This window comes from Devosia sp. 1635 (genome assembly GCF_013185955.1).
Lineage (GTDB): Bacteria > Pseudomonadota > Alphaproteobacteria > Rhizobiales > Devosiaceae > Devosia.
On sequence record NZ_JABAOM010000005.1, the window covers coordinates 1 to 26,942 of the forward strand.

General features: G+C 59.8%; 23 protein-coding genes and 1 pseudogene. 13 read left to right on the forward strand and 11 right to left on the reverse strand.

The features are described from left to right. A pseudogene (locus tag HRU92_RS16200) lies at positions 1 to 287 on the forward strand (hypothetical protein); the annotation flags it as partial. Between the two features lie 378 nt (positions 288 to 665). Here HRU92_RS16200 and HRU92_RS16205 read toward each other — a convergent pair. The 4 genes from HRU92_RS16205 to HRU92_RS16220 all read right to left on the reverse strand — a co-directional run bounded on the left by HRU92_RS16205 (position 666) and on the right by HRU92_RS16220 (position 6,716). Next, positions 666 to 2,957: a restriction endonuclease gene (locus HRU92_RS16205; protein WP_173088613.1), complete on the reverse strand. Its 2,292-nt coding sequence runs from the start codon at positions 2,955 to 2,957 to the stop codon at positions 666 to 668. Between the two features lie 291 nt (positions 2,958 to 3,248). Next, positions 3,249 to 4,709: a protein kinase gene (locus HRU92_RS16210; RefSeq protein ID WP_173088615.1), complete on the reverse strand. Its 1,461-nt coding sequence runs from the start codon at positions 4,707 to 4,709 to the stop codon at positions 3,249 to 3,251. Between the two features lie 12 nt (positions 4,710 to 4,721). Further along, a complete protein-coding gene (locus tag HRU92_RS16215; RefSeq protein WP_173088617.1) occupies positions 4,722 to 5,429 on the reverse strand; it encodes a hypothetical protein in 708 nt (235 codons plus the stop codon). 369 nt (positions 5,430 to 5,798) lie between these two features. Then, positions 5,799 to 6,716 carry a LysR substrate-binding domain-containing protein gene (locus HRU92_RS16220; protein ID WP_173088619.1) on the reverse strand — a complete coding sequence of 306 codons (918 nt, stop codon included), beginning with the start codon at positions 6,714 to 6,716 and terminating at the stop codon, positions 5,799 to 5,801. 135 nt (positions 6,717 to 6,851) lie between these two features. On the opposite strand from HRU92_RS16220, the gene HRU92_RS16225 reads away from it, so the two are divergent. From HRU92_RS16225 to HRU92_RS16250, 6 genes are all read left to right on the forward strand, one after another. Beyond that, on the forward strand, positions 6,852 to 7,730 hold the full coding sequence (locus tag HRU92_RS16225) for a hypothetical protein (protein ID WP_173088621.1): 879 nt from the start codon (positions 6,852 to 6,854) through the stop codon (positions 7,728 to 7,730). A 50-nt stretch (positions 7,731 to 7,780) separates the two neighbouring features. After that, on the forward strand, positions 7,781 to 8,743 hold the full coding sequence (locus HRU92_RS16230; RefSeq protein ID WP_173088623.1) for a tripartite tricarboxylate transporter substrate binding protein: 963 nt from the start codon (positions 7,781 to 7,783) through the stop codon (positions 8,741 to 8,743). Between the two features lie 61 nt (positions 8,744 to 8,804). Then, entirely contained in the window at positions 8,805 to 9,269 is a 465-nt protein-coding gene (locus HRU92_RS16235) for a tripartite tricarboxylate transporter TctB family protein (protein WP_173088625.1), read from the forward strand. 12 nt (positions 9,270 to 9,281) lie between these two features. Further along, positions 9,282 to 10,784 carry a tripartite tricarboxylate transporter permease gene (locus HRU92_RS16240; protein WP_173088627.1) on the forward strand — a complete coding sequence of 501 codons (1,503 nt, stop codon included), beginning with the start codon at positions 9,282 to 9,284 and terminating at the stop codon, positions 10,782 to 10,784. Positions 10,785 to 10,851: 67 nt separating this feature from the next. Beyond that, entirely contained in the window at positions 10,852 to 11,583 is a 732-nt protein-coding gene (locus HRU92_RS16245; RefSeq protein ID WP_173088629.1) for a PIG-L deacetylase family protein, read from the forward strand. Continuing rightward, complete coding sequence (locus HRU92_RS16250) at positions 11,583 to 12,254, forward strand: 4-carboxy-4-hydroxy-2-oxoadipate aldolase/oxaloacetate decarboxylase (protein ID WP_173088630.1); 672 nt, start codon at positions 11,583 to 11,585, stop codon at positions 12,252 to 12,254. The genes HRU92_RS16245 and HRU92_RS16250 overlap by 1 nt, the downstream gene beginning before the upstream one ends. 351 nt (positions 12,255 to 12,605) lie before the next feature. Here the strand turns inward: HRU92_RS16250 and HRU92_RS16255 are convergent, their stop codons facing one another. Continuing rightward, positions 12,606 to 13,100, reverse strand: a complete 495-nt coding sequence (locus HRU92_RS16255; protein WP_173088632.1) for a hypothetical protein — start codon at positions 13,098 to 13,100, stop codon at positions 12,606 to 12,608. A 48-nt stretch (positions 13,101 to 13,148) separates the two neighbouring features. Here HRU92_RS16255 and HRU92_RS16260 point away from each other — a divergent pair, with 48 nt between their 5' ends. Beyond that, positions 13,149 to 13,406 carry a hypothetical protein gene (locus tag HRU92_RS16260; RefSeq protein WP_173088634.1) on the forward strand — a complete coding sequence of 86 codons (258 nt, stop codon included), beginning with the start codon at positions 13,149 to 13,151 and terminating at the stop codon, positions 13,404 to 13,406. Beyond that, positions 13,406 to 14,371: a DUF4238 domain-containing protein gene (locus tag HRU92_RS16265; protein ID WP_173088636.1), complete on the forward strand. Its 966-nt coding sequence runs from the start codon at positions 13,406 to 13,408 to the stop codon at positions 14,369 to 14,371. The genes HRU92_RS16260 and HRU92_RS16265 overlap by 1 nt, the downstream gene beginning before the upstream one ends. Positions 14,372 to 14,750: 379 nt before the next feature. Here HRU92_RS16265 and HRU92_RS16270 read toward each other — a convergent pair whose 3' ends face one another. From HRU92_RS16270 to HRU92_RS16290, 5 genes are all read right to left on the reverse strand, one after another. Further along, positions 14,751 to 15,461 (reverse strand): DUF1428 domain-containing protein, encoded by a 711-nt coding sequence (locus tag HRU92_RS16270; protein ID WP_173088638.1) that lies wholly within the window; start codon positions 15,459 to 15,461, stop codon positions 14,751 to 14,753. Between the two features lie 561 nt (positions 15,462 to 16,022). Continuing rightward, positions 16,023 to 16,907: a glycine betaine ABC transporter substrate-binding protein gene (locus tag HRU92_RS16275; RefSeq protein ID WP_173088640.1), complete on the reverse strand. Its 885-nt coding sequence runs from the start codon at positions 16,905 to 16,907 to the stop codon at positions 16,023 to 16,025. Positions 16,908 to 16,949: 42 nt separating this feature from the next. Next, the gene (locus tag HRU92_RS16280; protein WP_210259528.1) at positions 16,950 to 17,693 is read right to left on the reverse strand and encodes an ABC transporter permease; all 744 of its coding nucleotides are present in this window, start codon (positions 17,691 to 17,693) and stop codon (positions 16,950 to 16,952) included. Next, positions 17,686 to 18,798 (reverse strand): ABC transporter ATP-binding protein, encoded by a 1,113-nt coding sequence (locus HRU92_RS16285; RefSeq protein WP_173088642.1) that lies wholly within the window; start codon positions 18,796 to 18,798, stop codon positions 17,686 to 17,688. The genes HRU92_RS16280 and HRU92_RS16285 overlap by 8 nt, the downstream gene beginning before the upstream one ends. A gap of 13 nt (positions 18,799 to 18,811) precedes the next feature. After that, the gene (locus tag HRU92_RS16290; protein ID WP_173088644.1) at positions 18,812 to 19,462 is read right to left on the reverse strand and encodes an ABC transporter permease; all 651 of its coding nucleotides are present in this window, start codon (positions 19,460 to 19,462) and stop codon (positions 18,812 to 18,814) included. Between the two features lie 433 nt (positions 19,463 to 19,895). Here HRU92_RS16290 and HRU92_RS16295 point away from each other — a divergent pair, with 433 nt between their 5' ends. Continuing rightward, entirely contained in the window at positions 19,896 to 21,890 is a 1,995-nt protein-coding gene (locus HRU92_RS16295; RefSeq protein ID WP_173088647.1) for a CocE/NonD family hydrolase, read from the forward strand. Positions 21,891 to 22,413: 523 nt separating this feature from the next. On the opposite strand, the gene HRU92_RS16300 is transcribed toward HRU92_RS16295, so the two are convergent. Then, entirely contained in the window at positions 22,414 to 23,322 is a 909-nt protein-coding gene (locus HRU92_RS16300; RefSeq protein ID WP_173088649.1) for a LysR family transcriptional regulator, read from the reverse strand. 92 nt (positions 23,323 to 23,414) lie between these two features. Between HRU92_RS16300 and HRU92_RS16305 the strand changes: the two genes are divergently transcribed. The 3 genes from HRU92_RS16305 to HRU92_RS16315 are packed head-to-tail and all read left to right on the forward strand — an operon-like array spanning position 23,415 to position 26,735. After that, complete coding sequence (locus HRU92_RS16305; RefSeq protein ID WP_173088651.1) at positions 23,415 to 24,170, forward strand: SDR family oxidoreductase; 756 nt, start codon at positions 23,415 to 23,417, stop codon at positions 24,168 to 24,170. A 49-nt stretch (positions 24,171 to 24,219) separates the two neighbouring features. Beyond that, positions 24,220 to 25,503, forward strand: a complete 1,284-nt coding sequence (locus tag HRU92_RS16310) for an epoxide hydrolase (RefSeq protein WP_173088653.1) — start codon at positions 24,220 to 24,222, stop codon at positions 25,501 to 25,503. Further along, positions 25,500 to 26,735, forward strand: a complete 1,236-nt coding sequence (locus HRU92_RS16315) for an alkene reductase (RefSeq protein WP_248307209.1) — start codon at positions 25,500 to 25,502, stop codon at positions 26,733 to 26,735. The genes HRU92_RS16310 and HRU92_RS16315 overlap by 4 nt, the downstream gene beginning before the upstream one ends. The last annotated feature ends 207 nt before the right edge of the window (positions 26,736 to 26,942 follow it).

The following is a 26,942-nucleotide window of genomic DNA, read 5'->3' on the forward strand; positions in this document are numbered from 1 at the left end:
CGGTGCTGACAGAGCGATGCGTGACAGGGATCGTTGCCGACGAGACGCGAATTGCGAGCCTTTTGAGCAACAGCCTCGTTGCTGTAACAGCTTTAGTGCCTCGTATCGGCTACGAGAACGCGGTCGCGGTTGCGAAGGCGGCCCAGGGGAGCGGACACTCAGTCGAGGCGACGGCGGTCGCGCTAGGTTTTCTAACGCATGAGGAGTTCGCCGCCTTGATGCGGCTCGAACCTCTCACAGAGTCCGCGGCTAGAGCTGACAACAAGCGAAAGGAGGAGAAAAGCTAGACGGTCTGTCAGGCAGCCCCGTTTCGAGTGGCACTTGGGGCCGTTTGCGGAATGGCAGCTTTTTGTAACTGGCGATCCTAAAGCAGACATCCAAATACAATTTTTGCCGACAAACGTTTTGGGCCCGGAAGCGACAGGCGGCTCCTGTGCAACACATAAGCGATAGATACCGGTCTGACACAAGCGACGTGCAACCAGACCGTTATGAGCGGTTCCTCTTCGGCCACAGCGTCGAGGACGTCGCGGCCAAGTACGCAACCTATCTGTCGAGGCACTCAAGCGCGAGCTGTGCAAGATCCCGCCCTATGAGGTCCGCAGTCTCCGCCTCCGCGCAGCGGCGCCGCACGTAGTCGGGCGAAACCTAGCCGTTCAAGCTGCCTAGCTTTCGTCGCGGAGTGAACCGAACATCTCACTCAGCTCTTTGTCGGCGAAATAGCTCTCGGCCCGGCTGTCCTTGTATCGGTCATAGGCATAATCGTCGCGATCGGAGCCGTTGCCGTAGTGGTCTCCTGATGCGTTATTTACCCGTTCAAGCAACCCATCCACGTCGACGAGTATGGCATCCCCCAGGAGTTCCAGGTCTTCCTTCAGCCCCTCGAAAGCGTCAGGGGACCGACATTCTCTTAGCTCGTCGTCGAAGGTCTGGTCCCGCATCTTGTCGAACGCCTCCTGTAGCGCCTCAAGGGAAGAGCCGTCAGCCTCGGGGTCGATCTCCAACGCGTTGACGAGGTCGCGGAGTTCACCGAGGCTGCAGCCTTTGCGGGCCTCCTCGATCGCGTTGACCACTAGGGAGCGGGCGATGTCCGCGGCCAAGTCGGGTGGGAGTACCTTACACGCCGCCGCCGCTTCCAACAGGGCCGGAACGTCCGACAATACACCGCCGCCGTTCGCGGTCTCGGTCCGCAGCCGTTCATAGAGCGGCTGGATCAGGGCCGCGATTGGGCCGCCGGGCATATGTTCCGCCATCTCGAACGTCGTGGTCAGCCGCGTCTCGAACGTCGGTCCGGTGTAGTATACGCCGCTGGTCCCGGTGTTGCGGCGGTCCTGCATCGCCACTGTCCTGCAGCGGTCTGCGAACCGCATCTGGTGCAGGACCATCGCCTTCCGGATCGGATCGCCGCCGTTGCTCCCGGCGATTTTCCAGATCTGCTGCACTTGGACGAAACCGACCGCCCCGGAGAGGATGTCGATCGCGTTGTCGGGCTCCTGCCGGAGTATGCTGTTCATCAGGTCGAGGACGGAAGGGTCAAGCACCTCGTATGCGGCCTTGCCTGAGGGCTTTATGAAGCTCCCGTTGAGGTCACGCAGGGCGTTCCTGTAGTCCGATGGCGCGGTATTGAACCCGTAGCGCGCCGCCCGTGTCCGGTGCAGTGCGTCGAACGCTACCTTGAGGCTCTCTGCGGTGATGCTCCCCTCCACGGAAACCAGTGCCAGGAGCAGAGACCGGCTTGCATCGGTGATCTCGTGCTCGTAGGCATGCTGCCAGATCTCGGACGGGTCCTGCAGCAGGCGGGTGACAAAGGCTTGATACTGCTCGACGGGATGCTGCTTGACCCGCCGGAATGTCGACAGCCATTCGATTAAGCGGGGGTTAAACTTCTCGTGCCGTACGATCTTCATGTAAAAGTCGTTCTTGAGCAACTCCGCCCGATATCCGTGCGGCAGCTCGCTGAAGTACAGGTGGTTGTAAAGTATCTGCGCCCGATGGCGGATCGAATACGCCGGCATGCTCAGCACCACGCGAAAGTCGTCGATCTCGGAGTTCCGCAGCCGTTCCGAGCGGCCCATGGCTTGGGCATAGATGTGCTCACGGGTGGTGAGAACCAGCCTGGAGTCGCTGTCGCTCCTGATCATCGAGATGAAGTCTAGCAGTACCCGGTCGTCGCCATTGGCTACGAGACCGTTCTCGCCCAGGAATGTTGCACCCATGAAATCGTCGAAATAGAAGATCTGGCGGGTACCGCGCTGGAACAGGTTGGCCGCCTCGTCGATATCCTTCTGAACGATGATCGCCTGGTAGCCGTCCTCAAGGTGGGTATAGAGCAGCAGATCGGCAAGCGTTGTCTTACCCACGCCGGGGGCGCCGGAAATGACCAGAATGCCGTTCTTGCTGATGATCTCCATGGCTCGCGGGTACGTGTTGCTCTGGACGTATCGACGGGCCTTCTCGTATACCTGTTGAGCCTTGAACTCGCTGTTAGTCACCGCGGCGTTGTTGAGTACGCGATCGAGCACGCCCCGGCTTGCCAACCAGAGCTTGAAGTGCCGTCCCTCCACTTCGGGATGCTGGCCCAGGAGGTCGTTAAGACCCTCCTGGCCAATCACGTCCTGCGGCTTCAGAAGGTCCGGTCCGATCGCGGCAACGATCTCGTCTTTGTTCCCCGCCGACAGCGGCACCGAGGTCACCAGTAGATATCTCGACGGCGAGAGGGTCCTTACCTTCGCCGCTTCGGCCTGTAAGTCGCGTACTAGGCCACGCAGACCGGTCCTGTGGTAGTGCTTCACCTGGATGATCGTCTTGTGCGGGCCGCTCGCGTGCCTTAGGTCGACGCCGCCGTCCTTGCCCGACTTGAAGCTCTCGATGTCCATCATCCAGTGGGCCTGCAGCAGGTCGCGGGTCAGCAACTCCAAGTCGTGCGCGGACAGCTGATGGAAATCGTATTCGGGCACTGAATGTCCTTTGACCAACCGGGACTGATCCGCAGGCGGCTAGTGAAGATGCGGTGCGCCTTCGAGTCAAGGTGCCCGGCGTCGCGCCCCGCACGGTACGGGCAACCGACCGGCTGAATATCGGGATCTTCGGCGGACGATTACTTTATGTGGCGTTACGGAGGGGGATATCGTCACCGGCTCCTTATGAAGCCCGGATCGACGCCTCTGCCTAATGGGCCAACTCCTCGCGGGATGATCGTCGGTGGCGCCGCGGTCGGTGAAACCGGCGGTGTCGTTACGCTGATGGAATCAGCCGCTGAATTCTCGGGATGCCTTGGCCGCTGAGCGTGTCGCGTTGCGTCCGATGTATTGGCGGAACTCCGCCTCGGACATGGCGTGGTGACGCGCATCGTAGGTGGTCGTGTCCTGGTTATACGGGGAGGCGGTGCTAAAGAACACGAAACTGCCGCGCAAGTAACGGGTGACACCTCGGGAGCCGGGCGGCAGGACCCGATCGGTCTCACGGGCATATTCCCAGACGTCGGGATGGCCGTATCGCCCGGGTCCGAGTTCGGACAGGTACTCGTGCAGGTCGTTTTCATCCACGGGGTAGTGGCCGGTCGGCTCTATCCTGTCGGCCTCAAGACGCAGATAGTCCCACTTGGTATCCAGCCCGAACGACACGAATGTCACCTTCAAGGGCTTGAGCAATATCGTCAGGTCCACGTCCAGTTCGATGAGACCGGGTTCCGCTGCCATGCGCGCGCCCTTCAGGGCAAAACCGCCACCGTTCGGCAGGAACATGTGGTTGAGGCTGGGGACCTTGGCGATCTGGTCCAGGACACTGACGATGGAACCGGGGTCGGTCCAGACAGCTTCTGACGGCGTGCTTATCGGGAAGAACCGATCGGCGAATTCCCTCCATTCCCGGTGGTTGCGGAGGAAAAAGTCACCGATGATGAGGAGCCACTCACGCAGCCCGGCGACCACCGCGCTTATCGACGGCCTCGCTGATGGGTCGTGCTGGGTGCAATCGGCAATCAAGTCATCAAGGACGGTCGTGTACATGTCGGGCAGGTACTTGCTTAACCCGACATTCGAGGTCGCGATATAAGGGCCGTCGAAGCCAAGCACTTCCTGTGTCAGACAGATCCACAGAGTTTTGGCGAAGGAAAAAACGTCGGCACGCAGGCCGTCAGCAGCGCCGGCCTGACGCCTCATCTCCGGTGCCATGGTGAACTTGGCGCCCACATCCCGCCGCTGCGGTGTCACCGGGCTTAGGCCAGGATATTTCACAAGGCCGAAATCGGAAAAACAGAGCCGACCGTCCAGCTCGAGGATGTTCTGCGGTTTGATATCCCTATGTGCCATCCCGAGAGAATGCAGTTCGGCCAACGTTTCGCCCAGGTGGATGAAACCCTCGACGATCGCCTTGCTATCCTTGCCATCCAACCAGTCATCTATGCCCCGGGCCAACGGCATGACGTACCAAGGTCGTTCGCCGCCATCAGGAAAGCTGTGGTCGATCATCGGCACGATCCCGTGGAGCTGTCCCAACTTGCCGAGTGCCGTCACTTCGTTGCGGAAGCGGGCGTAGGATTCCGCTCCCATGTTCCTGAGGAGCTTCAGTGCAGCGACTTGGCCGTTGATGCCGTGGCGCACCCGGAACACATCGGCGTTGCCGCCGGCGTCGATCCTGCCTTCGACTAGCCAGTCGCCCTTCCGGTCAGGGGCGCCGTTTCCACCTGGGGTATCGGAAATCGCCTTCACTCCCGCCACCGGTTAGCGTCCCGAAGTCGGCGTTCCATCCGCTTCTTTCAAGTGCGCGGCGATGTTGGTTAGAAACGGCTTAAGACGCTCGTAGGCAACTCGAGACTGCTTTGCTTCGTAAGTCACGCTATTCTTGACAGCGCTTTCCAGATGAATTGCGTTGCGTGTCTTGTAGATGGCGAGGATCTCTGGCTTGTGCTCCGGCTTTAGGAATCCAATCCGCTCAGCTGCTTTGAGCTTGTCCTCGAACCTTATGTAGGTTGCATCGCGAGGGCCCGATTTTTTCTTGCAGTAGAGTAGCTGCGAACCGTCGTTGGCGTCGGCGATTGATTTTGAGACAGGAGCAACCGTTACCAGCACCGTTTCCGTCAGCAGCTGCCCTACGACCGGGTGATCCTTGTAATGGTTGAACAGGAGGTAGGACACGATAGCCTCGTATATCGACGCATACTGGACGATCTGGTATTTCAGATGCGGGTGCCGCATGTCCCCCTCGACTTCAAGCGCCAGCCCGAGCTTCTCGATGTAACGGGCTGATCGGAAAGCTTGGTTCAGCTCTCGGGTAAGCCGATCGTCCTTGATGAAGGGGACTTGGCGTTCGAGCCAGTCTTCGGGCTCTAGATGCTTGGCTGTGAAATCCAATACTTCCTTGATGATTTGGGGATCCAGCTTCCTTCTCGGCTTGGTACTTTCGTCTTCGATCCCGCGTTCAATTGTCATGTCAGCGTGTACCTCGTTCAGCCCGCATCTGCTTTGAACTGATTCCCGGGTGCATGAAAGGGCAGCGGTGAGCATGCGGGCACTGATGGCTTGCCCGAAGGAAGGATGAGAAGGCTCCTTCGGTCCTGCACGAGCCTCAACCCACCTGCCTACGCAGTTTCTACGGCCGGCCACCAACGGCAGCTTTGGGGAGGTCGAACGTGCTGCTTGAACGACCGGAATGGGGCGCAGTGCTGACCCGGTCGCAACCCCGATCGTCAAGAGTTTAGGCGTTACTGCACGATGTCAGGCGCGCCCGATGCCTAAGGATGCAATTCTTCACAGTAAGGTAGGAACCCGAGCCACCCGGACGATCCGTTCAGCACCAGGTTAGAGGTTTTGCGCGTCTGTCATTGCGGTGAGGTAGGCGCTTTCGATGCAGATCGAAAGGTCGGCGAGTTCTGGGCGCGCCTGGACGCGCATCGGTTTCAAGATGCCGAAGGAGAATTCAATGCGCGGCCGCAGCTCTTTGCGGATGTAGCCAAGCGACTTAAGCTTGAGCGCAGTGAATGGGTCGATGATGCCGCCGCCAAGGCCAGCGGTGACAAACATAACCAGCGAGGCCGCCGTCGCCGTCTCGACGGCGATCCGGCAGCGCAGGCCGGCGCTTTCGAAGGCCTGCTCGACTTTGTAGCGAGTAAGGTTATGGGTTTGAAGCACAACCAACGGCTCATCATCGAGCATAGCTAGGTCGATAACCTGCTTCTCACTTAGATGGTGACCCGGCGGCAAAATGCACACGCCTTCCCCGACGGGAAGGTTGGTAATCAGATCGGCAGGGTATTCTACGGGTAGCATGGTCACCGCGAGGTCAAACTCCTGATCATTGAGCCAACGCCGATTGTCCCGGCGAGCCACCACGTCAGTTGAGACGGTGATCTGCGGATGCGACTGCTGAAACAGCAGGAGCGCGTCTGGAAGAATGGAATGCGCCATGGCGGAGTTGGCAAACAGACGGATCGGGCGCTGCGGCATGCGGTCGATATCGCGCAACACGGCATCAAGATGGTCCACTCGTGCCAGCGTTTCCTGTGATTCCTCAAACAACCATTCTGCGCGTGGCGTAGGCACAAGCCGCCCCCCCAGTCGGAGGAAAAGCGCGGTGCCAAGTTGCCCTTCGAGCTCTGCCAGCGTTCGGCTCACTGCCGGTTGACTGATATTGAGCGTCCGCCCTGCTTCAATGGTGCTGCCGGTGAGCATCAGTGCGCGAAAGGCTTCCATGTGTCGAAGTTTGAAACGCCAAGCCATGGCAACTATGTCATTTGGTTATAGGTTTAGAGATTCATCGCATTTGACCAAATTCCCTGCAAGCCGAATATTCCTCTGACTTAGAGCCCGATGGCGTGATCGGGCCGCGTCCAGGGGAATTCAGTGGAGCCCGTCTTGCAGCTCAAATGCGCTATTGGTGACATGGTACAGGTTCGCCCGGTGCGTCAGGGATCGGTCAGCTCTGAGCGCTTCGATCTTGAGATGATCCATGTCGAGCCGTTCTACGTCGCTTTCCGCCGCATGGTGCGCGAACTGGAATTCGATCTCTCCGAAATGCCGATTGCTACGCTGGCCCAGGCGATGCATGCCGGGGTGCCTATTGTTGGCCTGCCCATACCGGCCTCGTGCCGCATGCACCATACCTCAATCCTTTGCAGCTTGGATTCCGATATAAAGGTCCCACAGGATCTGACAGGTCGTCGCGTGCTGGCCCGTTCCTGGCCGCAGACGACCGGCATCTGGATCCGCGGCATCCTCCAGCGCGAATATGGAGTCAACTTGCGCGACATCGAGTGGGTCATCCAGGAAGGCCCGCATGTGCCCGAATTCGTCGATCCCGATTTCGTTACGCTCGAAGAGAGCGAGGAAAGCCTGCTCAATCTGCTGAAATCGGGCAAGGTCGACGCCATTACTGGTCTTCATGGTATCCCGAATGGAACCCGCCCAGTCATTCCCCATGCTCTCGAAGCAGGCGCCGAATGGTATGGTCGGACTGGCGTCTTCCCCGTGAACCACGTCCTGTGCCTTCGCCGCCCGGTACTGGAGGCTCATCCATGGCTGGTGGAAGCGGTGACCGACCTATTCGATGAAGCCAGGGAATTGGCCAAGGAGCAGGGTGATCTCGATAGCACTCGCCATGGCCTGCCTCCTGGCCTTCCGCTTTACCAATCGGGCCTTGAGCCCAACCGAAAGTCCATGCAGATGCTGCTCGACTTCTCGATCGAGCAACAAATTGTGCCCCCTTCGGTCACTCTCGACAGCCTGTTTGTTTAACCAGAAGGGTCAGGAAAGACCCAAAACCAACTACCAAGGGAGGATACTTTATGAAACTGCTTAGAGCCTTGCTGACCTCGTCCATTCTAGTGCTTGCCGGTGCAGGCGCTGCATCGGCGCAGAACTATCCCGATCGTCCGGTCAAGCTGATAGTACCCTTTGCACCCGGTGGTGCCGTGGACCTCGTCGGCCGCTTTCTTGCCGACAAGCTAGGTGCAACCTGGGGCCAGACAATCGTGGTCGAGAATATCCCCGGAGCAGGTACCTTGCTGGCAACCGGCCAAGTCGCACAGGCCGCGCCCGACGGCTATACCCTGCTCGTCAACTCGGCCACGGTGACCATGAGTGCGGCGATCCAGGAAACGCCGCTAGTCGATCCCGCCGAAGAACTGACCCATATCGGCCGCATCGGCGCTACGCCGCTGCTGCTGGCAACCAGCCCCGCACTCGGGGTCTCCAATTATGAAGAGTTTGCTGCCCTCGCCAAAGAACGCGAGCTCAACTATGCCACGGTCGGTGTCGGTTCGCTCAACCAGTTCGCCTCAGAAATTTTGCGCAGCGCTGCTGGCCTCAAGATGTCGCCTGTCCACTACAATGGCGGCTCGCCGGCCATGACCGACGTGATCGGTGGCCATGCTGATCTCTTCTATGGCAGCATCACCCAGGTGATCCCCCATGTCCGCGAAGGTTTGATGACCGGCATTCTGGTGTCCAGCGCCGAGCGCTCCGATACGCTGCCCGATCTGCCCAGCGCTGGCGAACTGGGCCTTGAAGACGCAATCATCGAGAACTGGTGGGGCCTTTTCGGACCCAAGGGCATGGACCCCGCTCTCGTTGCTCAGATCAATGCTGATCTGAACGCCGTTCTGCAGACGCCAGAGATGGCCGAGTTCCTGCAGCGCGACGGTGGCCGCCCGCTCTGGGGCTCGCCCGAAGAATTTACCGAGCAGGTGAAGAGTGAGTATGCGACTTGGCGCAAGGTCGCCGATGAGCAGGGGATTCGCCCAGAATAGAACTATCGTGATGCGAGCTGCCTCTTGAGGCGGCTCGTATTCGCCATCTAGGGGGCGCCAGGTGTCTATCAGAAGTCAAAAAGACCTAACAGCCGGAGCGATTTTTGTCGCCATTGGATTGTTCTTCGCCATTTCGTCCATGGAATATCGCCTAGGCACGCCTGGACGCATGGGTCCCGGCTTCTTTCCCCTGATGCTGGGCTCCTTGCTCACGCTACTCGGAGGCGGTGTGATCCTCACCGCCCTGCGTGGGGAGCCTGAAATGGATGGCAGACTCGAATCCCTCAATTTTCGTGGTCTCGGGATCATCATCCTCGCGACGGTGGTCTTTGGCTTGTTGATCCAGTCGATGGGGTTGCTGGTGACCCTCACGATCTGCGCGGCCATCACAAGTCTTGCCGCCCCGGGTGCGCCGCCTCGTGTCATCCTCGCTAATATCGGTGTCCAAATGGTCATTGGCCTGGGGATTTTCCACCTACTGCTCAAGTTGCAGATCCCACTCTTGCCGACCTTTCTCGGCTACTAAGGACGCAAGGCCATGGATTTTATTGCCAATCTTTCGCTCGGCCTGCAGACGGCGCTGACCCTCGAGAACCTGATCTATGCGGGTATTGGCTGCTTCCTCGGTACGCTGATCGGCGTCTTGCCTGGCCTTGGGCCCCTGACGACGATCTCAATGCTGCTACCCTTCACTTTCGGGCTGACCCCGATTGGTGCCCTGATCATGCTGGCCGGCATCTATTATGGTGCAGCGTACGGTGGATCGACGACGGCTATCCTCGTCAATCTGCCCGGGGAAGCCTCATCGGTCGTGACCACGATCGACGGGCATCAGATGGCCAAGAAGGGCAGGGCTGGCGCGGCCCTTGCAGCCGCCGCCATCGGCTCTTTTGTGGCCGGCACCGTCGGCGTTTTGGCGCTCGCCGTTTTTTCCGGTCCGATCGCTCAGATTGCCTTCAGCTTTGGTCCGGCCGAATACTTTGCGCTGATGTTTCTTGGGCTCGTCGGAGCGGTGTCGCTGACTTCGGGTCCTTTGCTGAAGTCGCTGTGCATGATTGTGCTCGGTCTGTTGATCGGCCTCATCGGCATGGACGTAAATTCCGGGGTGGTGCGCTTTTCCTTCGGCAGCGTCGCCCTTTGGGAAGGCATTGACTTCATCGTCATCTCGATCGGCATTTTTGCCTTCGCTGAAATCGTCAGCACGCTTGAGCGCCACAAGAGCGGGGAGGGCCAGGTCGCGCCTATCACCTCCATCATGCCAACCAGGGAGGATATCAAGCGCATGACCCCCGCCATTCTGCGCGGCTCGGCGCTTGGTTCTTTTCTAGGTGTCCTGCCCGGCGCCGGTGTGTCTTTGGCGTCCTTTTTTGCTTATAGCCTTGAAAAGAAGGTTTCCAAATTCAAGCACGAACTGGGTCACGGCGCGATCGAAGGCGTGGCCGGTCCTGAATCGGCGAATAATGCGGCCGCCCAGACCTCCTTCATCCCCACCCTCACGCTGGGCATTCCCGGATCCGCAACGATGGCTCTGATGCTTGGTGCGATGGTCATCCACAATATCCAGCCTGGCCCGTCGGTTATCACTAATAACCCCGAGCTGTTCTGGGGCCTGATCGTGTCGATGTGGATCGGGAATCTGTTCCTGGTGGTCCTCAATCTGCCGCTCATCGGCATGTGGGTACGGCTGTTACGCATTCCATATTCTATGCTGTTCCCTGCCATCCTAATGTTCTGCTGCATCGGTGTTTACGCCAGCTCCTATTCGGTGCTCGACGTCTTCATGGTCGCCGGCTTTGGTGCTGCGGGTTATATCCTCTCCAAGCTTGATTGCGAACCCGCCCCACTGCTGCTTGGCTTTATTCTGGGGCCGATGGTGGAAGAGTATTTCCGCCGCGCACTCGTGCTCTCGCAAGGCGATTTTTCCGTCTTCGTATCCCGGCCGGTTTCGGCAGTGCTGCTCTCGATAGCCACTGCAATGCTGATCTTTGCGGCCCTACCGAAATTGCGCAAGACCCGTCAGACCGTGTTCGTCGAAGACTGATTTCCATCCACTCTGTTCGGACGCGTGCCGACAAGAATCCAAGACCTGCTCATTTCGGGGTTATGACATGACTAAAAAAGCCGTTCTTATCGTTTCCGCCCACTCGGCGGACTTCGTCTGGCGCTGCGGCGGCGCCATCGCCGCCCATGCCGCCAAGGGCTACGACGTGACCGTGGTGTGCCTCTCCTATGGCGAGCGCGGGGAAAGCGCCAAGCTGTGGAAGCGGGAAGGCATGACGCTGGACAGGGTCAAGACCGAGCGGCGCCGCGAGGCCGAGAATGCCGCCAGGGCGCTCGACGTGCATGACATCCAGTTCTTCGACCTGGGCGACTATCCGCTGGAGATGACACGGGAAGCCAAGGACCGGCTGGTCGAGGTGATGCGGGCCACCCAGCCGAGCTTCATCATGACCCATTCCAAATACGATCCCTACAACACCGACCATATGTATGTGTCGCAGTGGACGCTGGAGTGCCGGGCGATTGCCCAGGCCTGGGGGCATAATCCAGGGCAGAAGATCCTGGGCGCGCCGCAGGTCTACCTGTTCGAGCCGCACCAGACCGAGCAGATGAACTGGACGCCGGACGTCTTCCTCGACATCACCGATGTGTGGGACAAGAAATGGGCCGCCATCCAGGCCATGGAGGGACAGGAGCACCTCTGGCACTACTACAAGAACGTAGCCGAGAACCGGGCCAATCACTTCACGCGCAATTCGGGCGGGCAGGCCGGCGGGCGGGCCGCAAAATATGCCGAAGGGTTCCAGTCGATCTATCCACGCACCGTGGATGAGCTGTGATGGGCGTCGTCGTCCAGCATATTGAGCGGGCCGAGCAGTCAGTCATCGACCGGCTTGGCGCCTGCGGAGTCGCCACCGTTCATGAGGCGCAGGGACGCAAGGGGCTGTTGGCTAGCCAAATGCGGCCGATCTATGCCGGGGCGCGGCTGGCGGCGAGCGCTATCACCATCTCGGCGCCACCGGGCGACAACTGGATGATCCACGTCGCCATCGAGCAGCTCAAAGCTGGCGATATCATGGTGCTGGCGCCGACCAGTCAATGCGAAGACGGCTATTTCGGCGACCTGCTGGCCACCTCGGCCCAGGCGCGGGGCTGCAAAGGGCTCATCATCGATGCGGGCGTGCGCGACGTGGCGGACCTCACGGCGATGAAATTCCCAGTCTGGTCCAAGGCCATCTTTGCCCAGGGCACCGTAAAGGAGACACTGGGCTCGATCAACGTACCGGTGGTCTGTGCGGGAGCGCTGGTCAATCCAGGCGATATTATCGTCGCTGACGATGACGGGGTCTGCGTGGTGCGGCGGGAAGAGGCGGCGGCCGTGGCCGAGAAGGCCGAGGCGCGGGTGGCGGCCGAAGAAGGCAAGCGGCAGCGGCTGGCAGCGGGGGAGCTGGGGCTCGATATCTATGGCATGCGGGAAAAGCTTGCGGCAAAGGGGCTGAAATATGTCTAGCCGGGGCGTGCCCTGCATGTAGATGCGGGGCGACACCTTCGGCGTCGTGCTCGCGAAGCGGAGCTCAGTTGCCTGCCCCGTATACCCGTGATGAATAAAATGGAGCTTTGTAAGTTCTCGACCCTTTGCGTGATGGGGACCGTCAGCTTTGGCGAATCTCAAAGCTCGTTCGAATGGCCGAATTGGGGCGCAGAAGCGAACACTCGTTTGGCCGAACATACCCATCCAAATAACAGTGGATTTGAAGTCCTGGAGGCGGAGGTCGCGATGGCCTCCTCCAATGATGGTGGTGCGGGTCGCTGCTGCTGCACGGGCGGGGACCGAGGTCGACTGGCTTGTGGCGCCCAGAGACTAGGGAAGTTTAAGGCTTCGGGCACAGTACGTCGAATGCAGAATAGCTGCGCGAGACGTCGTGCTACCCCGATACTGGCTGATGTCGATCGAGACGGTCTCGCCACCTTCGACCGGCCACGTCATCCGCACGGACGACAGCAGCCCTTGCTCCGTGTACTGAGACGTCGGCTGCACTAGCGGCTGGCCATAGCGGTGGACCATATCCTCGGCGATCTGGGAATAGGCGTCGACGCCGCCCTGAATGGCGGACGTGAGGGCGAACAGGCGGTCCTGGCAGAAGGTCATGTTGATGCTGGACTGGTTCGGCGACCCGAGCGTGTAGAGGCCGCTCATGTTCTCTGCCTGCTCGAGAGCACGCCGTCCTGTCCGCGCAGCTGCTGCATTAGTTTCGCCGACGGTCATGCCGCTGCGCAGCCCCGAGTAATCGAACGCCACCGGCAGAACTGCCAGACACGCCAGCGCGATGCCGGCGTAGATTGACTTGCAATCCATTGTAACCCCCATTTGCCGTCAAGCTGGCATCTGGTGAGGGGACACGGAATGCAGAGGTTCATAATAGCAGTGCTGGCCGTGGTAATGTCCATCGCACCGGCCATGGGGCAATACGAGGGCGATGTCTACACGCTTTACCGAAACAGTGTGACCGATGCGACCATGCGCATACATGTGGCCACCTTCGATAGCGTCGACGGCAAGGATTACAACTACGAAAACTGCACCGGTGCCGCTGACCTGTTCCAAGGCCAGGATAGCGTGCAGGTTCGCTTCTGGTGCGAGCCCGGCCGGTTCAGGAAGTAATGGCTGAAGCCCGAAATCACCACTACGTGCCGCAGGGATACCTGCGGGGATTCGCCGACGGCATCGGCCGCAAAGCGAGGGTGCAGGTTGTGGACATCGACACACTGACGAGCTTCCGCACGCTCGTCCGCAACGTGGCAGCCCAGCGAGACTTCAACCGCCTCGACATCGAAGGCATAGACCCGAACGCTCTGGAGGACGGATACGCACATCTGGAGAGTTCGGCGGTTAATGCGATCCGTCGGGTTTGCCAGACGGAAAAATTCGACGGCGAGGATCGGATGATCATCCTCAACCTAATGGCGCTGTTGGTTATTCGTAACCCCCGGATGCGTTGCAACTGGGCTGACGTCATGGAGCGCCTCTGGAAGATGATCGGCGAAATGATGGTCGCCAATCCGGCGCGATGGGAGCAAACCCGCAAGGGCATGAAGGACGCGGGATACGAGGTCCGGGAGGAGACCACGTACGAAAGCATGCGCGACTTCATCCAGGGTGGCGAATACAACGTGGTCACGAACCGGCTGGTCCATATTCGCCTCGAGCTCGAGACGCTCGAGAAGGTGATCCATCTGCTGTCGGCTCGACGCTGGCGCTTGGGTGTGCTGCGCGACAATGTTCCAGACCTGATCACCGCCGATCATCCGGTCAGCCTCATCTCGACAATCCAGCGGCCGGAGGGCCTGATGGGCGGCTTCGGGTACGGCATGATGGAGACCGCGGTGGTGTTCCCGCTGTCGAGGCGATTCAGCCTATGGGGCACCTTCGAGGGTCAGGACGAAACCAAGGACGTGGGCTGGCTACAAGCTGCGCTGTTCAATTCAAACGGGCTACGGAACATGGACCGCCAAGTCTATTCGTATGACACCAGCTTTCAGTTCATCTGGGGCAAGGAAGCGCGAAGGGGCGACCGGCTGCTGCAGAGCTTAAAGGATGAAGCGGCAAAGGAGAAACCCCAGCTATGATCCGAACCTTCTTCGCCGGCTTCAAGCCCAGGCCGCGCCCGATTGCTTGGATCGAAAGGTCATCCTCGGAGTTCCAGAGCTCTTCTCCAGCATCCCTCCTAGCTTTCGGACCGCAGCGACGAACAGATCGACTGGGACTCCGGTTGAAGGTACTTATGTCCGCTCTTGGGAGCGCGGCGCGACGCCTTGAATGGCTGGAATGGGGCGCTCTGCCGTCCGGCAGGAACCGACCCCATTTATGCCATTGGACGGCTTGTTCATCAGCCCTGAACGCAGCCGCATCGAACAAAGCGCCTTAGCTCAAACGCAGCGCCAACGGCCGGCACCTAAAGCGCCACTCCCCTGGTCTCTATATGGCTGGAGGTTCCAGATCCACTTGCTACTGATCAACGACCGGCTCGAAGCCGCCCATGATTGAACGGGAGGCGTCCCAAATTTTGGGGTCGGGGGCAATGCGAGGATCTTTCATGAGGATACTCCATGCGGCGTCGCGTATTTGCCGCGATGGCCATTCGATGAAGGACAAGCCGATGGTTTCGTCGGCTTTGGTGGCGACGGCTCGTTGAAAGTCTGTGGTTTCACCGGGAGGGACATCATCGCCCAAGGTATCGACGACGCGTAAGGCGCCTTGTTCAATAAGCAGGGGTGCCTGGGCCAAGGCAGCGGCGCGGTACGCTTCCTTGTTGGCGACCGGAACCGGAGAGATCATGCCATCGACATATCCCGGCTTGGCCGTGGCTCCGGTGTCGTTGAGCACTTCAAAGCCGCCGTAGATCATGCGCGTGGCGTCGAACGGCATTTCAGACATGGTCTGTACGTCGGGATCGTTCATCATGTCCTCGCCGGCCTTCATTCGGGTGGCACGGTCGGGATACTCGACCCAAGAGAAGAGCGGCACTTCACCCTCTTCGAGCTTGGTGGCACGATAGAAATCAGTCTGCTTTCCCTGAGGCACATCGTCTGCCCAGCCTTCGACCAGGCGTATGGCGCCTAGCTTCTTGAACAGGTCAGCCCCGGTGCGGGCATGCGCGATATATTTTTGTTTGTTGGCGGCGGGAACGGCCAGTACGAAGCCATCAATATAGGACATCAGGGTCTCCTATCGGGTTGCGTCTCCCTGAAGGACGATTGGGAAGGCGCAGCTTCGACATGCGTAGGCGATTTTCCGTTCCGAATGCATCAGTCAGCAGTCGACCCCATACTTGCCATCGAAGCAAAATCGTAACATCACCAATTGCAGACACGCGTACCGGCGTAGATCGCATCAACTCGCACACGCCGTTGCTTTGGGGGCTGCGAACCGTCGTGAACAGCAGGTAGCCCAGAGGGGCCAATATCTTGGCAGTCTGCCGGGCAAATGGGCTCACCATTGTTGGAGAGTCACTCCAGCCCATTAGGGACCTTGAGGCCACCGAAGGAAAGGACTTCATGCACGATCGGCTGGCAACAGGGCGCACTGCGCATCCCAACCAGCGTGACACCATTTCGCGGTTCTCGCCGGTAGTGGATCCGCCGTTCAGCTATCACGGTGAAAATGTTTTCTAGCCCTGGAGCGGGTCTGCCGCTGGGTCGGTGTACCCACTCAATCCGGTTGTATGGCGAAGATTGAAGATTCCCGTTTGGTTTAGAGAACGGGAAGCTCAAATCATATCTAGATCAAGCCGTTCTCTGTCAGGAACTCAGTTGCCACCTCTTCAATGGACCTCTTGTCCACGTCGATCTTGGCATTGAGCGTCTGCATAACCGTGTTGGAGAGTTTGGCCGACATGGCATTGAGCGGCGCTTCGAGTTCCGGATTGGCTTCGAGCACCGATGTGCGCACCACTGGCACAGTGGCGTAATCGGGGAAAAACGCCTTGTCGTCCTCTAGAAGGCGGAAGTCGAACGCTTGAATGCGTCCATCGGTCGAGAACACCAGGGCGACATCGACCTGCTCATTCTGTAGCGCCTGATAGGTAAGCCCGGAGTCCATCGAGCGGGTGTTGGCCCGGGATGTCTTGAAGCTATAGGCCTTTTCTACGCCCGGCAAGCCATCGGGGCGGCCGGAGAATTCGGCGTTAACGGCCATCACCAGACCCCCGTCATTGTTATAGGAATCCGCCAGGTCGGAGAGCGAGTCGATCGCATCGGTTTTCTCGTTCGCTGCCCGGACGGCCAGTGCATAGGTGTTGTTTGCGGTGGACGGGTTCAGCCACGTGATGCCCACTTCAGCGTCGAGCTCCTTGACCGTTTTGTAGGTGTCCTCGGCGCTCATCGGCGTGTCGATCTTGTTGTAAGTGACAAGCGAGGTGCCGGTATATTCCCAGTACACATCGATCTGCCCGTTCACCTGGGCATTGCGGATGACAAGGGACCCCATCCCGTCACGCTTGTCGACCTCGTAGCCTTCGTGCTTGAGCAGTTGTGCGGTGATCTCGGCGAGAAGCAGTTGCTCGGTATAGTCTCCCCCGCCAACGACAATTTGCGCGGACTGCACAGACGTCGCGCCGAAAGTGGCCATGGCAGCCAAAGCCAGGATCCGCAGTGGATGTTTCATGGAATTCTCCTGTTATCGATTAAAAATGAGATGAGGGGCGGCTCAACGCAGCGGATTGACGCCGGGAGCGATGGTCCAGCGCTGCAGCTGGATCACGAGGAAATCTACCGCGAGGGCCAACAGGGCGGTTGGAATTGCCCCTGAGAGCATCATGCCGAATTCGTTGAGCGCGATGCCGCTGAAGATCAGCTCGCCCAGTCCCCCGCCACCAATTAGGAAGGCGAGCGGGGCAGTACCGACATTGATGGCCAATGCTGTGCGGATGCCCGCATAGATGACGAAGAGCGCATTGGGCAACTCAACCTGCCAGAAAATCTGGCCAGCGCTGAGCCCCATGCCACGCGCCGACTCCAGCAGATATTGCGGAACGGCACGTATGCCTGCCATGGTGTTGCTGACGATGGGCAACAAGGACGCGATAAACAGCGCGAAGATCGCCGGCGTGTTGCCAATCCCCAGAAGGCTCATCGAGAGGGCAAGGACGGCCAATGTGGGCACGGTTGCCCCGATGTTGAGAAACTGGACCGCCGCGTCGCCGTAGCGACGAAAAGGAGGGCGAGTCAGTGCAACGCCTAGCGGCACTCCCAACAGGATCGCCATGCCAGCCGAAATGGCAACAAGCTCGATATGCTGCTGGCCCAGATAGGCGATGTCATCCCAATTATCGAGCAGGACAGGCAGCAGCCCGCTGCCCCACGCCCAGGCGCCCAGCGCAAATATAAGAAGGTAGAGGCCCCCGCGCCACCACTGGCCCAAGCCCCCGCCGGTCATCACCCGTTCAGCCATCGCGATACGCCTCGCTCAGCATCCGGGTGATGCTGCGCAGCGTCACATAACCCTTGAATATGCCATCGTCGTCGATACAGGCAAGCCAAGACACATCATGGCGGAACATCGTCGACACCGCGGTGCGCAGGTTCTCACCCGGTTTGACGGTCGTGGGCAGGGTCTCGTGGTTTTCACCGACTTTCCCCTTCCCTGCGCGTGCGACGCTCAGTTGAACATAGCCGCGCGCCCGGCCGCGGGGCCCGACCATTACGATGGATTGGTGGCCGTTCTCCGCCATGACGGAGGCTGCCTTCTCCAACGCGTCTTCTGCCGTCACCCGGGGCGGATTATGCTGCATCGCATCGTTGACCGTGAGCAACTGCAGGCGCTTCAATGTTCGATCCCCACCCAGGAATTCAGATACGAAGCTATCGGCCGGATGGGCCAGAATACTGTCGGGCGTATCGTATTGGATGAGCTTGCCGTCCCGGAAAATCGCAATGCGATCGGCCATCTTGACCGCCTCATCGATATCGTGGCTTACGAACATGATCGTCTTCTTGATCCGCGCCTGCATCTTGAGGAACTCGTCCTGGATGATCTCGCGATTGATTGGGTCGATGGCGCCGAAGGGCTCGTCCATCAGCAGGACTGGTGGATCGGCGGCAATGGCCCGCAGCACGCCAATGCGTTGCTGCTGCCCGCCGGATAGCTCCTTTGGGTAGCGCTTGAGGAAGGTGCCGGGATCAAGGGCTACCATGTCGAGCAGTTCGGCCGCGCGTTCGCGCGATTTCTTGCGCTCCCAACCCAGAATGTCGGGGACCAGGCAGATATTGTCTTCAATGGTCTTGTTTGGAAACAGGCCGATCTGCTGGATAACATAACCGATGGTGCGGCGGAGCTGCACCGGATCATAGTCCGCCGTGTTCTTGTCACCGATGAATATCTCGCCCAGGCTCGGCTCGATCAGCCGGTTGACCATTTTCATGGTCGTGGTCTTGCCGCAGCCGGAAGGGCCGAGCAGCACGCAGATTTCACCTTCCGGCACATCGAGCGTCACGCGATCGACGGCGGGCCGGGTGGAGTTGGGAAAGGTCTTGGAGACCTGTTCAAGTCGGATCAATTGGGTCCTCCCTTCATTTTCTGAGGCCCGGAGAGGTAAGCAGGCGTTGGACGGTGAGCAGCGCAAAGTCGGCCGCAATAGCCAAGACGCTGACGGCGAGGGCGCCCGTGATAAGCTGGCGGGGATCTGTCTGGCTGATGCCGCGCGAGATGAAGGCGCCTAGTCCGCCTGCGCCGATATAGGCGGCAATGGCCGTGACCCCGATATTCATCACCACGGCCATGCGAACACCTACCATGATGACGGGGATAGCGATGGGCAGTTCGACTTCGCACAGACGCTGCATCCGCGTCAGCCCCATGCCACGCGCTGCCTCGCGAAAGGCCGGGTCAATGTTGGAGATCGCCGTGTAGGTGTTCCGAATGATCGGCAGCTGTGAATAGAGCAGCACCGCAATCACCGCCGGCATGTAGCCGATGCCTTGCCCGAAGACCGACAGGATCGGGATCATTATGCCAAAAAGCGCGATCGAGGGCAGGGTGATGATGATCGAGGCGGCGTACAGCGTTGCTGACGCCACGCGCTGGTTCTGGGTGATAGCCACGCCGATCGGCACGCCTGTGATCAGCGCCAGCCCGACGGCCACCCCAACGATCGCCAGATGCTCACCGGTGCGAGTGACAATCAGCGACCAGTTCGCTATAATATATTGAAAAATGTCCATTGTGTGGGAAGGCTCATAAACGATATCCCGAAAGGAATGCAACCCCAAGGCCTTGATTTATCCGCGCCGCGCGAGTTGTCTTTTCTGCGCGTTATTACTTGTCATATGGCACAGAAAAATTTGGTATTGAAGTTTAGGATATGAGAGAGTTTAGTTATCGAAGAACAACGAAGTTATATTCATGATGCGAAACTTTATTCCTTGAAGTAAGGCATAGCGGTTTGCGCCCAATCGGCTGGGCAGCATGCGGTCGCGGGGCCCGGTTCACGGCTCGGAGTTAGCTTCAGGCAGGTACTTCGGCGTCGTGCGCAAGTAATCAGCCCGGCCGCTGCCCGCGTCTGACGCGGACATTTAACAAAACTTTCACAAGTGCCCACCAGCCGGCGACCCTGTTTGGCGGTCCCCTTGGGCAGCCACAATTCCAGAAAGCCTTATGCAGAATTTCCCAATAGCCACCACGAACGAGCATCCAGCGCCATTCCAGCAGATCTCCATTCCACTGTCGGACGGCATCGAATTGGCAGCGCGGCTGTGGTTGCCAGAGACAGCAGCCGCAGCGAAGGTGCCGGTGGTGCTTGAATGGATACCCTATCGTCAGTCGGACGGGACCGCCCTCGCCGACAGCATGATGCACGGCTACTTTGCCGAAAACGGCATCGCTGCCTGCCGGGTCGATATCCGCGGGTCCGGCAATTCCCCGGGTGTGTTGCGCGACGAGTATTTGAAACAGGAACAGGACGACGCTTTGGAGGTGATCGCTTGGCTTGCCGCACAGCACTGGTGCAATGGCAGCGTGGGCATGATCGGCATCTCCTGGGGCGGGTTCGCAGGGCTGCAAATAGCCTCGCGACGGCCCCCAGCACTCAAGGCGATAATCACCACCTGCTCCACGGACGACCGATACCGGGACGACGTGCATTTCATGGGAGGGGGCCTGTTGATCGACGGGATGCAATGGGGGGCGGGGTTGTTTACCCAGCTGGCCCGGCCGCCCGATCCGGCACATGTCGGCGACAAATGGCAGGAGATGTGGACCACGCGCCTGGAAGCCTTGGAGCCGCCACTGGCAAACTGGATGGCCCATATGGACCGCGATTCCTTTTGGCGGCACGGATCCGTCTGTGAGAACTACGCCGATATCCAGTGCGCGGTCTGGGCGGTGGGCGGCTGGGTCGACGGTTATACCGACCCTATCCTGCGCTTGATGGAGCATCTGCCCGGTCCACGAAAGGCGCTGATCGGTCCGTGGACGCATATGTACCCGACCTGGGGACAACCTGGACCACAGATCGGGTTTCTTCAGGAGTGCATGCGCTGGTGGCGTCACTGGCTTTTGGAGGAAGATACCGGCATCATGGATGAGCCGGTTCTGCGGCTCTGGGTCGGAAGCGATCCGAAGCCCGACCCGTTTGCGCCGCAAATCAGTGGCGACTGGATCGGCTTGGACAGCTGGCCGCCAACTGCCCCCGTCACGACGTTGTTTGCCAACGACCGGCAATTGAGCGAATGGAGCAGCCGTGACGATGCGCAGGTCACGCTGGACAGTCCTCTGACGCTTGGCGCGACCGGGGGCGAGTGGTGTCCGCTGGATGGCGGTGGCAATGGCCCAGAATTCGCGAGCGATGCAGCCCTCGATGACGGCATGTCACTGTGTTTCGATACACGCCCACTGACCGCACCCCTGCATCTGGTGGGCATCGCCACGCTGAAAGTGCGCGTAGCGTTCCAAGGAGAGCGCGCGCTGCTGGCGATCCGGTTGAATGAGGTGAAGCCCGACGGAACGGTCGCGCGCGTCACGTTTGGTTTGCACCGCCTCAAGCGGCCACAGGGCGTGTCACCTGGACAGTTTATCGACGTGGCCCTTCCGATCAAGAGCGTCGCGCATGCCTTTGGCGCAGGTAGCCGCCTGCGGCTTGCCCTGTCGACCAGCTACTGGCCCATGGTGTGGCCAGAAGCGCGCGACAATTCCATTCGGCTCGCAACCGGGGCACTCCAGCTTGACCTGCCGGGGCGGCCGCCAGACGCCTGGCACGATCTAGCGCCTTTCGATGATGCTATCCATGCGATGCCTGTGCCCTCAAGGATCATAGAGGCCGGCCATGTGAGCCGCGATGTTCACTGGGATCAGACCACCGGAGGCGTCTCGCTGGTATCGGTCAATACGCCTTCAACGAGGGACATCGATGGTTTGCGGATCACAAGCAGTGGCGCACATGACTATTCGATCCTGCCACGAGACGGCACGTCGGCCCGGGCAGGCTTCCAGTTCGCCGAGACCTATGAACGAGGGGAATGGCGAGTGCGGATTGAGACAGACACGCAGGTATATCGCGAGAAGGACAGACTCGTTCTGAGTTCGCGTTGCACCGCCACTGCGGGGATTACAGAAGTTTTTGCCCGTACTTGGCTACACCAATTTGACTACTAGGGACGGAGTATAAGCGAGAGCTACCAATGCGGTAGGCGAGTCTCAGGAGTCGGTATTGAAGCGACCGTTGCGATAGATGGACGAGGCCAGTGTGCGGGTGCTTCAGGTCGTAGTCACATGTGGTCCACTTCCCGCCTCGGCTCTGCTGAACCAGCATGTCCGGCTTTCAAAAGGCACATCCGGAAGCGGACGGGCAGCTCCCCACCCCAGGGCTACCGGTCGGCAAACGACCCCGTTTCTGCCGTTCGTAGTGGCGTGCGGCTATCCGGAAAGCTGCCATTGCCAGTTCTTCTCCGCTACCTTGGCCTGGAGAAAGGCGAGGCAAGCGATCAGCGGGCCTCCGCTTTCGTCCAGCAGCAGACCCGCCAATGCCGGCCCTATTGAGATTGGCGCGCAGCGGCTGGTACCAAGCCACCACGCGGGAATATCGGGCGGGCTCCGTCGCCTTCTTGATGAAGGCCCCGCCAGAACTGCGCTTCCTTGTCTCGTTCTGGCTGCGCGCGAGCGCATTAGCCTGCTGCAGCTACGACCAAACCGGTCGTGACAGGCGAGCGGCGAGAAACTCCAGCAAAGCGCTGACCTTAGCCGGTCGAGCGCGGGCCGAAGGGGTGACGAAATACAGCGCCCCCCGGGGCAATGTCCACCCGGGTACCAAGGCCACGAGGCGCCCTTCCGCCAAGTATGGATCGGCGATGAAGGCGGGCAGTTCCGCGATGCCTTGACCGTCAAGCACCATGGGGAGGAGCGCATCGACGTTGGTGACCCGCAGCTTGCCGGCCGGCGTGACCGACTCCTCCTCGCCTGCCTGGCTGCGGAAACGCCACACGTCCTGTCGAGGGCGATACGCATAGCCGAGGCAGTCCGCCGGCTCCAGGTCGGCCGGTCGCTCTGGCAGCCGATGCGTTTCGAGATAGGCGGGGGCGGCAACTACCGCCCCGCCGATATCGGCCAGATGCCGGGCGACCAATGAGGAATCGGGCAGGACGGCGATCCGCAATGCCGCGTCGAACCCTTCGCCAACGATGTCCACCACCGCGTCGCTTAAATGGAGATCGATCGAGACGTCGGGATACTGACGAAAGAATGCAGGCAGCAGCGGTGTCACCCAGCGCAAACCGAACGACATGGGGATCGCCAGCCGGACCAGACCGCGAGGCTGGCTCGACTGTTCGAGTACAAGGTTCTCGGCTGCCTCCGCGTCGGCGTAGATCGCGCTAGCCCGGGCCGCGAGGCTCGCTCCCATATCGGTCAGGGCTAGCTGGCGCGAGGTTCGGTTGAACAATCGGGTTCCCAGCCGGTCTTCCAGGCGGCCGACGGAACGGGAAACCGTGGCCACCGATAGTCCCAGGAGTCGCGCTGCGCGGGCGAAGGAACGCTCCTCTGCGACCTTAGCGAAGATCGCCAAGCCTTCGAGATCGGGCAGCTTGGACATCACCATTCCTGAAACGATGCTTTGCATTCGTTTCTATTTCGAATGCACGCGCACGTCCATATCTCATTGCCATCCAACCAAGGAGAACTGAAATGACTGGAAGACTTGAAGGGAAGGTCGCCCTGGTTACGGGCGGCACAAGGGGCATTGGGCTAGCGACAGCGAAGCGCTTCGCGGCGGAAGGCGCCTACGTGTTCGTCACCGGACGCCAGCAACAGGCGCTGGACGATGCCGTGGCGGCGATCGGTACGAATGCCCGTGGCATCAACGCGGATTCCACAAAACTCGACGATCTCGATCGCCTCTTCCGGGTGATCTCGGACGAGAAGGGCCGGCTCGACGTGCTGTTCGCCAATGCTGGCGGCGGCGGAATGCAGCCGCTCGGCGCTATCACAGAGGCCGAATTTGACGCGACGTTCGAACGGAACGTGAAGGGCGTTCTGTTCACGGTTCAGAAGGCCCTTCCGCTATTGAGCGAGCGTGCTTCGGTGATCCTGACCGGTTCGAGCACCGGTAGCAAGGGGACTGCCGCCTTCAGTGTGTACAGCGCATCCAAGGCCGCCGTTCGCAACCTCTCCCGCAGTTGGATCCTGGATCTCAAGGATCGTGGCATTCGCATCAACACGATCAGCCCAGGCGCTACCCGCACCCCCGGGCTCGTCGACCTTGCCGGTCCCGATGCCGTGCAGCAGCAGGGCCTTCTCGATTACCTCGCCACGACCATTCCGATGGGTCGGGTCGGCGAAGCCGACGAAATCGCGGCTGCCGCCCTGTTCCTGGCGTCAGACGATTCCAGCTACGTAACCGGCGCTGAGCTCTTCGCCGACGGTGGCAGCGCCCAGATCTAGCATGGGTGTGACAATCTACCTGCCCTTAATGCCAACCTTGGATAAGACTATGAGAAACGATATTCCGAACGACGCTATTCGATCATCACGCAGGAATTTTCTCAGGCACGCGGCAGCGGCGCCGGCAGCTATTGCACTGGGAGCGGCGCTGGCATTGGAAGCGCGTGCCGAGATGGCGCTACCCCCCGCTACGGAGGCCGTAACACCATTTAAGGTCGATGTGCCGGAGTCTAGCATCTCTGATCTTAGGGCACGGCTCGCTCGGACACGGTTCCCCGACAAGGAGACGGTGGCAGATTGGTCCCAAGGTGTACCATTAATTAAAGCACGCGAACTCGTCGAATACTGGGCCAGCGGTTATGACTGGCGAAGGTTCGAGCGGAAAATCAACGCGCTTCCCCAGTTTAGGACAAATATCGACGGCCTTGGGATTCATTTCCTGCACGTGCGTTCAAAGCACGCAAGCGCCCTTCCTATGGTCATGACGCATGGTTGGCCAGGGTCGTTTATCGAATTCCTCAAAGTCATTGATCCGCTGACCAATCCTACGGCTCATGGCGGCAGAGCAGAGGACGCCTTCCATCTCGTCATCCCCTCGCAGCCCGGCTATGGCTTCTCGGATAAACCAAGCGAAACAGGCTGGAACATCCCGCGCACCGCAGGTGCTTGGGCAACTCTGATGCAACGGTTAGGGTATGACCGTTGGGTGGCGCAGGGTGGTGACTGGGGTGCCGCAGTAACGCATTTTCTTGCCAACCAGAGACCGCAAGGCTTGGTGGCCGCACATGTGAATTGGCAATTTGTCCATGATAACATGCCCCGGACCAATCCTACGCCTGTCGAGAAAACCGCTCTGGACGCCATTGCAGCCTTCAAGGGTGATGGTTCGGGCTATTTCCACCTTGAAGGCACGAGGCCACAGACGGTCGCTTATGCCCTGGCTGACAGTCCGGTCGGCCAAGCGATGTGGATCTACGAAAAATTCCATGCCTGGACCGACAATCGAGGGAACCCGGAAGACGCGCTCACCCTCGACGAGATGCTGGATGACATTTCATTATACTGGTTCACGAATACAGCGGCCTCCTCTGGACGCACGTATTGGGAGAATGCGCCCACGGGACCGGATTTCAATTTCGGCAGAATCGAGCTGCCAATGGCCGCAACCGTGTTCCCCCGTGAAATCTGGCGCGCGCCAAGATCCTGGGCGAAGCAGATGTGGCCGAACCTGTTTTATTGGAACGAGGTAGAACATGGTGGCCACTTCGCGGCTTTCGAGCAGCCGGCCCTATTCACGGATGAACTTCGCAAGGCGTTCAGGATCATTCGTTGAGGATTGAAGTCCGACGAGGTCCCCCAGGACCTCGTCAGCATCGTCTTCTTTCTCGCCTCTCCCAAAGCGATTTCTTCACCGGCCACGCCATCGTCTCGGACGGCGGCAACACCATGCTTGACCTGAACCAAGGACTACAGACAATGACAAGTCTATTCACGCCCTACGACTTCAACGGGCTGCACCTGGCCAACCGCATTGTCATGGCCCCCATGACTCGGACCCGAGCAATGGAAAACGGCGTCCCCACTGAGTTGATGATCGATTATTATGTTCAGCGCGCCAGTGCCGGACTGAACATCACCGAATGCACGCAGGTCTCCGATCAAGCGCATGGGATCATTCGGGCCCCTGGCATCCATCGCGATGACCAGATTGCCGGCTGGCGTAAAGTCACCGATGCGGTTCACGCTGCGGGAGGTCGGATCTACAACCAGATCTGGCATGCTGGCCGTGTCTCCCACCCGGAAATCCGCGGAGGCGAACTACCTGTCGGGCCTTCGCCGGTCGCCGCGTCTGGCAATTTCTTCCTGCCCCGCGGAAGGGTAGATTTCCCCAAGCCACGCGAACTGCACGCGGCTGAATTACCCGCCATCATCGAGGATTTCGCGCAGGCCACACACAACGCTCGCGAGGCTGGCTTTGACGGTGTCGAGCTGCATGGGGCCAATGGCTACCTGCAGGACCAGTTTTTGCAGGACGGATCTAACCACCGAACCGATAGCTGGGGCGGGTCCATCGCTGGTCGTGCCCGGCTCCTACTGGAAACGGCCGAGGCTATGATAGCGGCCTGGTCGGCGGAACGAGTGGGCGTTCGGCTGTCTCCCTCTTCCGTGCTCTACGGCATGCACGACAGCAATAAGCGCGAGACTTTTAGCTATGCCGTGCGCGAACTCGATCGCCTAGGGGTTGGATATCTTCATCTCACCGAGCCAAACGAGGCCGCCTATGACGCGGGGCCCGTTGAGATTGGGAATGTTGCTGAGACATTCCGTTCTGTGTTCCGGGGCACGCTGGTCGTCAATGGCGGCTTTGACCGGGCGAAGGGCGATGCAGTCCTGTCCGCCGGACATGCGGACCTTGTTGCGTTCGGAGTGCCTTTCCTCGCCAATCCCGACCTGGTGGAGCGCCTACGCGTTGGAGCGGCCTTCAATACTCCCGACCCGACGACTTTCTTCGGCGAGGGCGCCCGCGGTTACACCGACTATCCTCTTCTTGAGCTCGCCAGCTAAACCGCCATTACCAACACCATTGCTACACTAGCGCAGTGCGGTAGTGGAGCAATCAGAGGAAGTCATAAGCATTGACCGCCATCGGACTGACAATCTCCCATGACTCCTAGCATCAAGCGTGCATCTAAGCGTCGCCACAGTCTACTCGGGGACGCTTCAACGACCCTTTGGCGATCAGCTTCAAGGCGCGGTGTTACCTAATACAAG